Origin of the sequence: Pseudochrobactrum algeriensis, assembly GCF_018436245.1 — a bacterium.
In the GTDB taxonomy this organism is placed as follows: domain Bacteria; phylum Pseudomonadota; class Alphaproteobacteria; order Rhizobiales; family Rhizobiaceae; genus Pseudochrobactrum; species Pseudochrobactrum saccharolyticum.
In genome coordinates, this window is sequence record NZ_CP075361.1 from 1076281 (window position 1) to 1090252 (window position 13972).

At 51.7% G+C, this 13972-nt stretch carries 10 protein-coding genes and 1 pseudogene; 7 read left to right on the top strand and 4 right to left on the bottom strand.

The window, feature by feature from the left end; genetic code table 11:
* Positions 1 to 406 precede the first annotated feature (406 nt).
* The 7 genes from fabD to gmk all read left to right on the top strand — a co-directional run bounded on the left by fabD (position 407) and on the right by gmk (position 8122).
* A complete protein-coding gene (fabD, locus tag KHQ09_RS06885) occupies positions 407 to 1351 on the top strand; it encodes an ACP S-malonyltransferase (protein ID WP_213597267.1) in 945 nt (314 codons plus the stop codon).
* A 79-nt stretch (positions 1352 to 1430) separates the two neighbouring features.
* Complete coding sequence (gene fabG / locus KHQ09_RS06890) at positions 1431 to 2168, top strand: 3-oxoacyl-[acyl-carrier-protein] reductase (RefSeq protein ID WP_022712181.1); 738 nt, start codon at positions 1431 to 1433, stop codon at positions 2166 to 2168.
* Between the two features lie 453 nt (positions 2169 to 2621).
* Complete coding sequence (locus KHQ09_RS06895; protein WP_002963616.1) at positions 2622 to 2858, top strand: acyl carrier protein; 237 nt, start codon at positions 2622 to 2624, stop codon at positions 2856 to 2858.
* A 307-nt stretch (positions 2859 to 3165) separates the two neighbouring features.
* Positions 3166 to 4428, top strand: a complete 1263-nt coding sequence (gene fabF, locus KHQ09_RS06900; protein WP_151158030.1) for a beta-ketoacyl-ACP synthase II — start codon at positions 3166 to 3168, stop codon at positions 4426 to 4428.
* A 473-nt stretch (positions 4429 to 4901) separates the two neighbouring features.
* Positions 4902 to 6158: an endolytic transglycosylase MltG gene (mltG, locus tag KHQ09_RS06905; RefSeq protein ID WP_213599852.1), complete on the top strand. Its 1257-nt coding sequence runs from the start codon at positions 4902 to 4904 to the stop codon at positions 6156 to 6158.
* Between the two features lie 209 nt (positions 6159 to 6367).
* Complete coding sequence (locus KHQ09_RS06910) at positions 6368 to 7297, top strand: YicC/YloC family endoribonuclease (RefSeq protein ID WP_213597269.1); 930 nt, start codon at positions 6368 to 6370, stop codon at positions 7295 to 7297.
* 165 nt (positions 7298 to 7462) lie between these two features.
* On the top strand, positions 7463 to 8122 hold the full coding sequence (gene gmk, locus KHQ09_RS06915; RefSeq protein WP_075654629.1) for a guanylate kinase: 660 nt from the start codon (positions 7463 to 7465) through the stop codon (positions 8120 to 8122).
* A 52-nt stretch (positions 8123 to 8174) separates the two neighbouring features.
* Here the strand turns inward: gmk and rsmA are convergent, their stop codons facing one another.
* The 4 genes and pseudogenes from rsmA to KHQ09_RS06935 form a co-directional block, all read right to left on the bottom strand.
* Positions 8175 to 9002 carry a 16S rRNA (adenine(1518)-N(6)/adenine(1519)-N(6))-dimethyltransferase RsmA gene (rsmA, locus tag KHQ09_RS06920; protein ID WP_213597271.1) on the bottom strand — a complete coding sequence of 276 codons (828 nt, stop codon included), beginning with the start codon at positions 9000 to 9002 and terminating at the stop codon, positions 8175 to 8177.
* Positions 9003 to 10046 carry a 4-hydroxythreonine-4-phosphate dehydrogenase PdxA gene (pdxA, locus tag KHQ09_RS06925; protein ID WP_075654631.1) on the bottom strand — a complete coding sequence of 348 codons (1044 nt, stop codon included), beginning with the start codon at positions 10044 to 10046 and terminating at the stop codon, positions 9003 to 9005.
* Positions 10047 to 10143: 97 nt separating this feature from the next.
* Positions 10144 to 11097, bottom strand: coding sequence for a SurA N-terminal domain-containing protein (locus KHQ09_RS06930; protein ID WP_028233922.1), 954 nt, complete (start codon positions 11095 to 11097; stop codon positions 10144 to 10146).
* Positions 11098 to 11752: 655 nt separating this feature from the next.
* Positions 11753 to 13939: pseudogene (locus tag KHQ09_RS06935) on the bottom strand (LPS-assembly protein LptD); the annotation flags it as partial.
* Positions 13940 to 13972: the final 33 nt, after the last annotated feature.

Here is a 13972-nt window from a genome sequence, read left to right on the forward strand (position 1 = left end):
CTCTGCGACTTGTCTATATCCGTAAAACGGAGAAGAAAGGACGCGGGTCGAGACGATCGAGAGCGGAGACACGGGAGGTTGAAATCGCTAGAATTTCTCCGGATATTTAAATCCGGCCTCCGTTCAGCCCCCAGCTGATGCCGGACAATGACGAGTGCCTATTAGTGGCTTTTTGAAAATTTTGCAACCGGCAAAAGCAAAGCTATACGCGTTGTGCCGCTTATGCAGGCAAAAACACGGGTTATCGCAGCGGCGTATACGGGTTTTCAGGCGCGAAGACTTGACTTGAAAGCGGCTGAAAGGCACAGGGCGTTGCAGTTATAGATAATTTTATCGTATCCGCAGAGGCAATATAATATATATGTGTGCGGATCGCCAAACACAGATACAAAATAAAGAGGCTTTAATGACTGTAGCATTTACATTTCCGGGACAGGGCAGTCAGGCTGTCGGTATGGGCAAGGCTTTGGCTGAAACCTATCCGGAAGCGCGCGCTGTTTTCGAAGAAGTTGATGATGCGCTCGGTGAAAAACTCTCAACCCTGATGTTTGAAGGACCGGAAGACCAGCTGACTCTGACAGCAAATGCCCAGCCTGCGCTGATGGCAGTTTCGATGGCTGTTATGCGGGTGCTGGAATCACAGGGGCTGAAGCTGCAGGATAAAGTCGCTTATGTTGCCGGTCATTCGCTCGGCGAATATTCGGCTCTGTGCGCTGCCGGTACATTCTCCATTTCCGATACTGCCCGCTTGCTGCGTATCCGCGGCAATGCAATGCAGGCTGCCGTGCCGGTTGGTGAAGGCGCGATGGCTGCAATCATCGGACTTGAACATGCTGATGTTTTTGCAATTTGCGAACAGGCTTCCGCAGAAGGCTCTTGCCAGATCGCTAATGATAATGGCGGCGGTCAGCTGGTTGTTTCCGGCTCCAAAGCGGCTGTTGAGCTGGCTGCAAAGCTGGCTTCAGAGCGCGGTGCAAAGCGCGCAATCATGCTGCCGGTCTCCGCACCATTCCATTCCAGCCTGATGGCGCCTGCTGCCAATGCCATGCGTGAAGCACTGGCAACTGTGAATAAGCAGGCACCTGTTGTGCCGGTAATCGCCAATGTGCGCGTTGCTCCGGTTAAGGATCCGATTGAAATTGCTGATCTGCTGGTTGAGCAGGTCACAGGTCAGGTACGCTGGCGCGAGACTGTTGAATGGTTCGCAGGCCACGGCGTAACAACGCTTTATGAAGTCGGTTCCGGAAAAGTGCTGACCGGCTTGGCACGCCGCATCTCCAAAGATGTAACCGGTGTGACCGTCGGCACTGCTGAAGAGATTGATTTAGTTCTTCAGGCTCTGCTGGCGTAATCGCTCAGATTTTGAAGCGCTGAAAATAATGTTATAAAGCGGACGAAGATTGTCCGCGTATCAGATTCAAGAGGATTTCATGTTTGATCTGACTGGCCGCAAGGCTCTCGTAACCGGTGCAACCGGCGGTATCGGTGAAGAAGTAGCACGCGCGCTGCATGCACAGGGCGCTATTGTTGCTCTGCACGGCACCCGCGTTGAAAAGCTGGAAGCGCTGGCCAAAGAGCTGGGCGAACGCGCTTATATCTTCCCTGCGAACCTTTCCGACCGTGAAGAAGTGAAAGCGCTTGGTCAGGCTGTGGAGAAGCAGCTCGAAGGCGTCGATATTCTCGTTAACAACGCCGGTATCACCCGTGATGGTCTGTTTGTACGTATGAGCGATGCAGACTGGGATGCGGTGATCGAAGTGAATCTGACTTCCGTATTCGGTCTGACTCGCGAGCTGACCCATCCGATGATGCGCCGCCGCTTTGGCCGTATTATCAATATTACATCCATCGTCGGTGTAACCGGTAATCCGGGACAGGCAAACTATTGCGCTTCTAAGGCCGGTATTATCGGCTTCTCCAAATCGCTGGCTCAGGAAATTGCTTCGCGCAATGTGACTGTGAACTGCGTTGCTCCGGGCTTTATTGAGTCGGCTATGACCGACAAGCTCAATGAGAAGCAAAAAGACACAATCATGTCGGCTATCCCGATGAAGCGCATGGGGCAGGGTGCTGAAATTGCATCGGCCGTTGTCTATCTGGCAAGTAATGAAGCCGCTTATGTGACAGGCCAGACCCTGCACGTAAACGGCGGTATGGCCATGATCTGATGAAGATCCGGCCGGTTTCTGAACGGTTCCGGCCGGAATAATCATGAATAAAAGAACTTTAAAAAGCTGATAATACAGCAATAAAGCTCTTTTTTCTGTTCTTTTAACGGTTTTTGCTCTGTTTCGCTGTGGTTGCTTGTTAAAATGGACTTTGCCAAACAGCAGAACCGTGATAATGCCCCGAATATTGCTGCGCTGCATGTTTTATGCTTCGTGGCGGCTGCAGTGATAAAATATGATTGCGCTTCAACGGCGCAGCAGTTAAATCGCTGCAACTGAAATATATTGTATAATGCGTCTGAAATGCATTTCTGTTTCAGGCATTATGCAGTAGGAATATCCACAGGGTGCTTTTCATTGTGATGAATGTTGCAATGGTGAGTTATCTTAACACTTGATTACAATCAGCCATGCCGCTACCAAGGCTATGGTATTAACAGGTCGAGGTCCGACATGAGCGACACCGCAGAACGCGTCAAGAAAATCGTTGTTGAACATCTGGGCGTAGATGCCGATAAAGTAACTGAAGGCGCAAGCTTCATTGATGATCTGGGCGCAGACAGCCTGGACACAGTTGAGCTGGTAATGGCTTTCGAAGAAGAATTCGGCGTAGAAATTCCTGATGATGCAGCTGAAACCATCCTGACGGTCGGCGACGCTGTTAAATTCATCGATAAAGCTTCTGCCTGATTATTTGTATAATCGGCAGGCAGATATCGGGCCGGAAGATCATATCTTCCGGCCCTTATCGTTTGAAGCGCGGAAAATATTTGGATAAGGCTCAGGCAATGTTTTACTGCCTTTATGCCGATCAGACAGCATTGTTTGCGGATCTGTAATTAGCTACTCCACAAAAGCGCTGTAACAATCTATTAATTCTGCGTAATTCTAACCCTTGATCGATTCCGGTCGAGATATTACGCGGTTGATTAATCTGTGCCGCCTGCCGCTGGCGAAGACCAGCGAGAAACAGGGTCAGGTGCAGGGAAGGATACATATGAGAAGAGTCGTCGTTACCGGTCTTGGCCTGGTGTCACCTTTGGCAAATGGTGTTGAAGAAACCTGGAAGCGTTTGCTCGCCGGCCAAAGCGCAGCGCGCCGCGTGACCGAATTCGAAGTTGACGACCTTGCCTGTCAGATTGCCTGCCGTATTCCTGTCGGCGATGGCACGGACGGCACATTCAACGCTGATCTCTATATGGAACCGAAGGAACAGCGCAAAGTTGATCCTTTCATCGTCTATGCGGTCGGCGCTGCCGATCAGGCACTGGATGATGCGAACTGGCATCCGGAAAGCGATGAAGACCAGATCCGCACCGGTGTGCTGATCGGTTCCGGTATCGGCGGTATTGAAGGTATTGTTGAAGCCGGTTATACGCTGCGCGACAAAGGTCCGCGCCGTATTTCGCCTTTCTTCATTCCGGGTCGCCTGATCAATCTGGCTTCCGGCCATGTTTCGATCAAGCACAAGCTGCGCGGCCCGAACCACTCCGTGGTCACAGCCTGCGCGACCGGTACACATGCTATTGGTGATGCTGCCCGTATGATTGCTTTCGGCGATGCCGATGTGATGGTTGCCGGTGGTACAGAATCGCCGGTCAGCCGTATTTCTCTGGCCGGTTTTGCTGCCTGTAAAGCGCTCTCCACCAAGCGGAATGATGATCCGACAGCGGCATCGCGCCCATATGACGAAGACCGCGACGGTTTCGTTATGGGTGAAGGTGCAGGCGTTGTGGTTCTGGAAGAGCTGGAACATGCGCTGGCACGCGGTGCGAAAATCTATGCGGAAGTGATCGGCTACGGCATGTCCGGCGATGCTTATCACATCACAGCGCCAAGCGAGAACGGTGAAGGCGCACAGCGCTGCATGGAAGCCGCGTTACGCAGCGCCAAAATCACACCGGATGCTGTTGATTATATCAATGCTCACGGCACATCGACCATGGCTGATACGCTCGAACTGGCAGCAGTTGAACGCGTTGTCGGAGATTCAGCCTCGAAGATTTCCATGTCTTCGACCAAATCCTCGATCGGTCACCTGCTCGGTGCAGCCGGTGCGGCAGAAGCGATTTTCTCGACGCTGGCAATCCGCGATAATATTGCGCCTGCTACACTCAATCTCGACAATCCGTCGGTCAGTACCAAGATCGATCTGGTGCCGCACAAGCCGCGCGCCCGTCAGATTGATGTTGCTGTGTCGAACTCGTTCGGCTTCGGCGGCACCAATGCTTCGCTGATCCTGCGCCGCTATCAGGCCTGATACAGCATTTTAGCTGATGGAATGAAAAGGCCGCTTTCAGTGAAGGCGGCCTTTTATTAAGAGCTTGTACCGCGACGGGTGAGGCCGTTTTTGAACAGCAGACGCAAGCAATCCGTATTTCAGATCAAAATACTCTCTTAAATATGGATTCTTTCTGTCGAAAGCTTTGTTCACGGGTTGCGACATTCGTGCTTTTGCCGCAATTATTGTGCCCATTGAGTGAAGAAACTAAAAATACAGATTAATCGGCTCAGGCCCTTGGTTTTCATTGCCATCGGGTCGGGTTGAACCGGAGTGTAAGTGTGACGTCAGACCAATCATCTGAAAATAAATCTGCTGGTCAGCCTGCCGTTTCTGATAGCGCTGTTCAGAATAATGCGTCACCATCTCATGCGGGGAGCGCTGCCTCTGCGAGCGCGCATAAGCCTGTTACCTCCGATGAAAATGCAATTGTTGCACCGGTTTCTCCGGAAATCGCCGCAGCACCAGCTGCACCTGCTTCTGCTCCGGTATCACCATCGGCACCGGCTCAGCCGCAAGCTGCCGCACAAGCTGAAAAACCTGCGACACCGGATGCGGCTGAACCGGCAACAGGGCCTTTGGTTCTGAAATCGGCAAGCGAAGCACTGCGCCCTGAACCGGGCACACCGCCGCCGCCGAAAAAGCGCAAGCGTTCGCGTCATGCCCGCAGCCAGATTGTGGTTTTTGCCAATTTCATGCTGTCTATGCTGGTCTTTCTGGTGATCGGCATGGGTGCCTTGTTCTATTTCGGCAAGGTTCAGTTCACGACTGAAGGGCCGCTGTCACAGGATTCGACATTCTTTGTGAAGCGCGGCAGCGGCATCATTGAAATTTCCGATCAGCTGGAGCGCGCAGACCTGATTACTGATGCGCGGATTTTCCGCTATGGCGCACGCGCTTATGGTCTGGAAAAGAGCATGAAGGCCGGTGAATATGCTATTCCTGCCCGTGCATCCATGCGCGATATTATGAATATCTTTGTTGAAGGTAAGTCGCTGATGCATTCAGTGACCATTCCTGAAGGCCTGACTGTTCAGCAGATTTTCGACCGTATTGCCAATAGCGAATTGCTTTCCGGCGACCTGCCAAAAGAACTGCCGGTTGAAGGTAGTCTGGTAGCAGATACGCTGAGCTTCACACGCGGCACACCGCGTGAGGAAGTGGTCAATCGTCTGAAAACCGCACAGGCCAAACTGGTAGATGAAGTCTGGGCCAAGCGCCGTGACGGTCTTCCGGTCAAAGACAAGAACGAATTTGTGACGCTTGCTTCCATCGTTGAGAAGGAAACCGGCGTGGCATCCGAGCGTCCGCATGTGGCGTCTGTTTTCGTAAATCGTCTGAATACGGGTATGCGCCTGCAATCTGATCCGACAATTATTTACGGTATTTTTGGCGGACGCGGCAAACCTGCAGACCGCCCGATCTATAAGTCGGATATCGAAAAAGAAACGGCTTATAATACCTATATTATCAAAGGCCTGCCGCCTACACCGATTGCCAATCCGGGACGCGATGCTCTGGAAGCTGTCGCTAATCCGCTGGATACTCAGGATCTGTATTTCGTGGCAGACGGTACCGGTGGCCATGTCTTCGCGGCAACGCTGAAAGAGCACAATGAAAATGTGCGTAAATGGCGTGAGGTTGAGCGTCAGCGCAAGGAAAATCCGGCGCCAGGAACAAACGGCACTGCACCAACGCCGGCTCCGTAAAGCTTGTAATTAAAGCGTATCCCGAAAAGTGTGAAGCGGTTTTCGGATAAGATACGCGTAGAAACAAATAGATAGAGCGGCTCCAGCGATTTAACATTAACTGGACCGCTCTAAATATACAGATAAAATATGATGCCGTCCGGCCATCCGGACGGCATTTTTGCAAAAGCCGCTTTCAAAGATAAACGGCGCAGATAACGGGTTTTAAGATGACAGTACAGAGCATGACCGGTTTCGCCCGCCATACGGCGACATTCATGTCGGGGGCGGATGAGAATGCGCAGACACGGATCAGCTGGGAAATTCGTTGTGTGAACGGTAAAGGGCTTGATGCCCGCTTTCGTATTCCGAATGGTTTTGATGATCTTGAACTGCACTTGCGCACTGCTTTGGGGCGTGTTTTTGCCCGCGGATCATTTCAGGTCAGCCTGACAATTGAAGAGCCGGAGGCGCAGACGGCGCTGGTTATCAATGAGGCTTTGCTGAGCAAGGTTATGCAAACAGCGCAGCAGTTGCAGAACCAATATGGTCTGGCGCCCGCCAGTGTGGATGCTGTGCTTAATCTGCGCGGTATTCTGGAACCGCCGCAGGCCTTGAGTGATGATGCAGGTAAAGCGGCTTTGAAAGCCGTATTGCTGTCATCCTTTGATGAAGCACTGGATGCGCTGAAGCTGATGCGTTTGCAGGAGGGCAAGCGCCTGTCCGATCTGCTTGGCAGCCATGTTGACCGGATTGCGGAACTGGCAGTGCAGGCGCGTCAGGATACGTCGCGCAGTGCTGAGGCGATCCGTGAACGCCTTGCGGGGCAGGTGGCATTGCTGCTGGATGCTATGAACAGCAATCGCAGTGCGGCCATTGTGTTGGACGAACAGCGACTGCATATGGAGGCAGCATTTCTTGCCACCAAAGCGGATATTCAAGAGGAACTTGACCGGCTGGATATGCATGTGGCTGCAGCGCATAAATTGCTCAGCGACGGCGGCCCTGCGGGGCGTAAGCTCGATTTTCTGTCGCAGGAATTCAATCGCGAAACCAATACGCTGTGTTCAAAATCCAATGCGGCCAGCATTACTGCAATCGGCCTTGAGCTGAAAGCGGTTGTCGATCAGTTCCGCGAGCAGGTTCAGAACCTCGAATAGTAAAGATTGCAAGCGTTTCCGCTCCGCGTATAGTGAAGATCAGGTAATGCTTTAATAACTAAAAAACGCCGCAATTGCTGTGAAAAGAGAGAACAAAAGAGACATCATTGCGGCGCAATGATATCAGACATAGCAGTGAATAGAGAATCTGGAGCAGAATAGATTATGGCCATCTCCTTCGTGGAAAATGCTGTCGCACGACGCGGCCTTATGTTGGTCATTTCTTCGCCGTCAGGCGCGGGTAAGTCAACGATTGCACGTTTGTTGCTGGAAGACCGCGACATGGATCTTTCCCTGTCTGTCAGCGTGACAACCCGTCAGCGTCGCGCCAGCGAGATTGAGGGCGTTCACTACCACTTTAAAAGCGTGCGTGAATTCGAGCGTCTGCGTGACAGCGATGCCCTGATTGAATGGGCAGAGGTGCATGGCAATTATTACGGAACGCTGCGTGAGACTGCGGAAAACGCCTTGGCAGACGGTCGTGACATGTTGTTTGACATTGACTGGCAGGGTGCGGAACAGCTTCAGGCCAAAATGCCGGCCGATGTCGTATCGATTTTTATTCTGCCACCGACCATGAAAGAACTTCAGATGCGTCTGAACCGCCGTGCGGAAGATACGCCTGAAGTGATTGAAACACGTCTGAACAATGCGCGTTTTGAAATCCAGAAATGGAGCAAATATGATTACATTGTTATCAATGAAGATCTGAACCAGTCCTATGCCGCTGTGAAGTCCATTGTTATGGCTGAGCGTCTGCGCCGCGACCGTCGTCCGGGTCTGTTTGAATTCGTCAATGGTTTGCTGGAAGAACAGCCTTCTTAAGTTCTCCATACGTCTGAAAAGAAAAACCGCCGTAAGGCGGTTTTTTTATATCTCAGAGCTGGTTTGCCAGATGCACAAATTCTTCGACACTCAGTGTCTCTGCACGGCGCGTCGGATCAATGCCTGCTTTATTGAGCAGGGCTTCACCACCAAGCGGCTTGAGGCTTTGGCGTAGCATCTTGCGGCGCTGACCGAATGCCGCTTGCGTTACCCGCTCCAGAAGCTGCGGCGGGCAGGCCAGCGGCTCTTCCCGCGGGATCATATGCACAACGGCAGACGTGACTTTCGGCGGCGGTGTGAAAGCCTGTGGCGGCAGATCAAAAGCGATTTTAGACTGCGTACGCCATCCGGCCAGCACACCAAGACGGCCATAGGCATCATCACCGGCATGGGCAACAATGCGCTCGGCAACTTCCTTCTGGAACATCAGGGTCATTGAGCTGTAAAAAGGCGGCCATGGCTCACTCAGCAACCAGCCGATCAGCAATTGCGTGCCGACATTATAAGGCAGGTTGGCGATGATTTTCGGCTTTTTGGCCGGATCAGGAAACAGCGCCTTAAAATCCTGCTGCAAAGCATCACCGGAAATGACACGTAAACGCCCCGGATATTCCGCAGCGATTTCCTCCAACGCGGGCAGGCAGCGCTCATCACGTTCGATTGCCGTGACAATGCCGCCCTGAGCCAGAATAGCGCGTGTCAGACCTCCGGGGCCGGGGCCGACCTCAATCACCGGCTGATCCTGTAAGTCACCGGCCTGTCGGGCAATTTTGGATGTCAGGTTGAGATCGAGCAGGAAGTTCTGGCCGAGGGATTTTTTGGCATTCAGTTCGTGACGTTCAATCACATCACGCAGTGGCGGCAGATTATCAATGCTCATTCAGTCTTGTGTCCGTTTATGATTATGTGCCAGTTCTGCGGCCAGTTTAAGCGCGGCAATCAGGCTGTCCGGTCGGGCAATGCCGCGTCCTGCAATGTCAAAAGCAGTTCCGTGGTCGGGAGAGGTGCGGATGAAAGGCAGACCGAGTGTTACATTGACCGTTTCATCAAAGGCCAGCGCTTTGGCAGGAATTAGTGCCTGATCGTGATACATGCAGATTGCCGTATCATAGGTTGTTAGCGCCTGTTTGTGGAACATTGTATCTGCAGGCAGCGGGCCGCGAATATTGATACCCTCGCTTTTGAGTTGCTCGATAGCAGGGCGGATGACAGCATCATCTTCATGGCCGAGCGCTCCGCCTTCACCGGCATGAGGATTGAGACCGGAGACTGCAATACGCGGATTTTTGATGCCAAAACGTGTGCGCAGATCATGATCGGTAATGCGGATAGTTTCAATGATCGCAGCCGTTGTCAGTGCTTCCGGCACTTTATGTAACGGAATATGAATTGTTACCGGCACGGCGCGCAATTGCGGGCCTGCGAGCATCATGACAGGGCGTACTTCAACCCCGAGATGGCGGGAAGCCAGATGGGCAAGAAATTCCGTATGCCCCGGAAAGCCAAAACCGGCTTCGTAAAGCGGTTTCTTGGCGATAGGGCAGGTTGTGACTGCACTGGCCTGACCATCGAGCACATAATGTGTGGCGCGTTCAATCGCTTCGATAATACCGGCGGCATTGGCGGTCTGCGGCACGCCCGGCTTATCAGTCAGCCGGTTGGCCAGAGGCACAACAGGCAGATAATGGCAAAAGCGCTGTGTTGCTTCAGACGGCTGGCAGATGCTGAAAGGGATATCAAGCCCGAGCTGTCTGGCTCTTGCTGTCAGCAAGGACGGGTCGGCAAGGATAAAAAACGGAGGCAGCGCATGCTTTTCCCGCTGCGCCCATGCGGTGAGGGCAATATCCGGCCCGATACCGGACGGGTCGCCGATGCTCAGAGCAACCGGTGCTATGGAAGCCTCTCCATGCTGCGGAAAAACCATTTTATGCTCCGGTTCTGCTGTGTAATGAGGCCGTAAACAGAAAAATACTTAAATCAGATCAGCCACGCAGAATAATTTCTGCGTGGCTTTTTCAGGGTTAGCGATTAACGATTTTCGCTTTTTCGCGCAGTTCTTTGACATATTTCTTGCTGATTTCTTCAGCTTTCTTTTCCTGATCTGCATTGCTACCGGTGCCTTCCATAGAGAAGGTCAGCTGTGCAACGCGATCATCCGATACAGTGCGCTTGGCACAGACGGCGAGGAATTCAACGCCTTTATCAGTATCCTGAACCGCTGTCGGACGGCCTACAGCTGTTGCTTTCAATTGTTTTGACCATTCCGGCGGCAATTGCAGTTCCAGATGCTTGCCGAGATCACGCACGGTCACATCCAGCATGCCCTTGGTCTGGGAACGTGTTGTTTCACAGCTGGAGAAGCGGTTGCGCAGAGCATTGGCTTCGGAACGGCGTTTCGCCATTGTGCCTGCCGAGCGGCTGGCGGCAGGTACAACGAAAATCACCTGCTGCAATGTGTATTCACTGGTTGAAGGCTTTTTACCGCCATCCTTCAGCATCCGCTGCACAGCATCCTGCTCGCTCATCATACCTTCGGAGCGGAAGCGGGCACCAATCGCACGGCTCCAGCCCATCTGCACCATGATAAAGGTTTTAAAATGCTTCGGCGTGATACCGGCCTGATTCATCAGCTGGTTAAGCTGCGCAACACTCATTTTGTTACGCGAGGCAAAGCCTGCATAGGCAGTTTCAATTTCCTGATCCGAAACAACAATACCGCGTGATTTCATTTCCACACGCTTGAGCATTTCTTCAACCAGCTCGTCCTGAGCCTGTTTGTTGAGATTGCCGCCGCGGCGCTGCAATTTAAGGAAGGCAGCGCGGTTCGCAATATCCACATTGGTAATCGGGTTGCTGTTGACGATCACTTTAATTTCGGCAGCTTTGGCAGTGCCGGTAAATTCCGTCACACTCAAAGCCGTCATTGCAACAGTACCGGCAAACACAGCAGCCAGAATGCGTTTATTAAAATTCATGCTCATAGTAGCAAATTTCATACCTGGTTTCCCGTTCCGTGCCTCAGGACGTGATCGTCTCCTGATAGGGAGAAGTAATAGATAAAATGACTTCTGTTGTCACATCCTGTCAGGATTTTCATTCTTGTATAGATGAGCAGTTGCAGTGAAACAATCTCTCATCTGTTTAAGAATGCATGAAAACAGCGAATTTCGACCCCGTTTATACCCGCTCTTACCTGAAACTACGCAGACAATCTTTATTCTTCACAGTCAAAGCCTGTGTGATTGCTGCCATTATCCCCTGTTTGCATTGCTGTATTCCGATATACAGATGCGTTCCGAATGAGAATTAGAGTGTAAATCGTACGATTTTATGATGCGTTTACGAAATAATCTGCGTGCAAAACGCAGGTTCAGAGCGGTTCCTGTTAATATTGAACCGGTAGAACTGCTCGATCTCTTTGTTTTACGCATGTCGTTATCGGAAAATCGGTGCCCGCTTTTCCGGCACATGCTCTGGAGCATTTCACAGTCAACTTGACGCCCGTGATAATGCGACCAAATAAAGAATCTAGAGCGAGCGCTATGATCCAATCTGGACGTAAACCGCTCTGGATAAAATTACGGCCCGCATAAAGCAGGCCGTAATATAATTTCTGATTGTCAGATGGGCTTAGAATGAACTGCCCAGATCGCCCAGTGTACGGAAGGAAATATTGAAGCCGACCGAATGGGAAATCTTATCCTGACCCGGACTGCGTGTCTGAATATAGGCCATCGAATAGGTGAAGCACTCATCGTCATAGGCCAGACCGGACTGAGCACGTACCAGAGTTTCTGATACGATATCATAGGTACCGGAACCAAACACACGCCAGTTTTCTTTGAAACGTGTTGAAGCGCTCAGGCTGACTTCCTGACGGTCATTCGCGTAGCCATAATCCGGCTGCTTGGCAATATAGGCATATTTAACCGAGGCCTGAACAATCTGTCCGCTGTGGCTGGCTTCCACTTCACCGCGTTTGACTTCAAAATTATCTTTGTCAAAGCGTCCGCGTGCCGCAAAAGCGAGACCGGAATTGTTGGACATGCCAAGCATTGCAACATAGTCAGAGCGCTTGCCTTCAAGACCGGAATCCGCACCGGCACCGGCAAAGTCGCTTTCGGCAAAGGAGTTCAGGCCACCCAGCTGGAAGGACTGACCGGCAAGACCATGGATGGACCAGCCATTATTCATATTGCCGGAATAGCGCAGACCAAGATTAGCGCGTGTGCCGCCTTCAACACGGTCGTAACCGGAGAACTTGTCGCGCTGGAAAAGACTGGTCGCATCAAAGACAAAGCTCTGTGCATCTTCATTCGGCAGACGACCGGCATAAGGCTCGTCATTACGAACAAAAATCTGCGCTGTCGGTTCCAGCACCTGTGTCATGCTGGTTGTGGAGAACAGGATCGGCCAGCGAACTTCCAGACCAGCAGTCGCCATACCACGGAAAGCCTGCGAACGGATTTCATTCACAGTACCGAATGTATCATTGGTGCTAATACCAATCGCATCGCCACGCAGCGCGAGGAGAGGGGTAATGACCAGACCCTGTTCAGTGATGAAAGTCCGTTTCCATTCTGCTTCCGTGGTCAGGCGGGCACTGGTGCCCTTCATGCCATTCAGGAAGCGGACAGCGTTGTTCTGATTCTGATTCAGATAAATTTTATCAGAAGTTTCGCGATAAATGCCCTGCAGATTGCTGGTAATGGTCAGTTCGCCGCCATAGACAGAACCCGGAACAGTATAGAGATAGTCAACACTTGGCAGAACCCAAGGCTGTTTCGTATCCACTGCATTTGTTGTGCCATTCAGCACATCTTCCTGAACTTTGAACTTGTACAGGTTAATATCCAGATGGTTGCGACCGGATATACCGCGCAAATAGACATTGGATGTCAGGGATTCACCGCTATAGCCGCCGATTTTATAGGTGCGGCTGAAATTCTTGTCAGTCTGGGCGATAACATCCCAGCCAAAGCTCCAGCGCGGATTGATTTTGAAGTCACCCTTGGAGGCAACCATGCCGCGGAAACGCTCTTGCGCATCAACTGTTGTGGAGCCGAACTCTCCCGGCTTCGCCTGATAAATACCCGCTACGCGAATATTATAAGAGCCGTTTTCAAGGCGGTGACGCCATTCGGTTTCACTTAAGAAGCCCTGTTTTGTCAGGCCTGTACCATAAGTGGTGATGTCATAATTCGGAGCCAGATTCCAGAAATAGCCCACCCGCATACCGAAACCCAGCTCGTCTTTATAGAGGAAGCTCGGGAACAGGAAGCCGCTCTTGCGCTTGATGGTCGGGTCAGCAATTTCGAAAGCAGGCAGGGCAAAAAGCGACTTGCCGAACATTTCAAAACGGCCGCCTTCAAAGCGGACAGTTTTCTTGGTGCCGTTCCAGATAATTTTCTTGGCTTTAACCTGCCAGAGAACCGGCTTGCTCGGATCTTTTTCACAGGCACGGCAGGCAGTGTAAACACCATTATTAAATGTGGTGATTTCACCGAGACTGCGTTCCGCGCTTTCCGCTGCAAAACGTGTGTCATCAACGGTTTCAACGCGCAGGCCGTTTACAAAGCCATCGCGGAAATCATCCGTTACATCGATTTCATCAGAATAAATGCGGTTGCCGTCTTTTTCGACAATTTCAACATTGCCTTTAGCAACCATGCGTTTGGTTTTTTGGTTGTAGACAACCTGACGTGCAACCAGACGATTGCCGTCATATTCAATCTGAACATTGCCCGCTGCGGTGACAGTATTCTGATCGCGGTCGACAATCAGATTGTCCGCCTGCAGCAGCATCTTGGCATCAGGATTAGTCTGATACTGGCTGCCGAAGTCGTCAGA

Excerpts from the sequence above, each read along its gene's own strand:
- gmk (WP_075654629.1), top strand. The coding sequence starts at position 7,463 with ATGGCCATCTCCTTCGTGGAAAATGCTGTCGCACGACGCGGCCTTATG.
- KHQ09_RS06910 (WP_213597269.1), top strand. The coding sequence starts at position 6,368 with ATGACAGTACAGAGCATGACCGGTTTCGCCCGCCATACGGCGACATTC.
- fabG (WP_022712181.1), top strand. The coding sequence starts at position 1,431 with ATGTTTGATCTGACTGGCCGCAAGGCTCTCGTAACCGGTGCAACCGGC.
- fabF (WP_151158030.1), top strand. The coding sequence starts at position 3,166 with ATGAGAAGAGTCGTCGTTACCGGTCTTGGCCTGGTGTCACCTTTGGCA.
- rsmA (WP_213597271.1), bottom strand. The coding sequence starts at position 9,002 with ATGAGCATTGATAATCTGCCGCCACTGCGTGATGTGATTGAACGTCAC.
- KHQ09_RS06895 (WP_002963616.1), top strand. The coding sequence starts at position 2,622 with ATGAGCGACACCGCAGAACGCGTCAAGAAAATCGTTGTTGAACATCTG.
- fabD (WP_213597267.1), top strand. The coding sequence starts at position 407 with ATGACTGTAGCATTTACATTTCCGGGACAGGGCAGTCAGGCTGTCGGT.
- pdxA (WP_075654631.1), bottom strand. The coding sequence starts at position 10,046 with ATGGTTTTTCCGCAGCATGGAGAGGCTTCCATAGCACCGGTTGCTCTG.
- KHQ09_RS06930 (WP_028233922.1), bottom strand. The coding sequence starts at position 11,097 with ATGAATTTTAATAAACGCATTCTGGCTGCTGTGTTTGCCGGTACTGTT.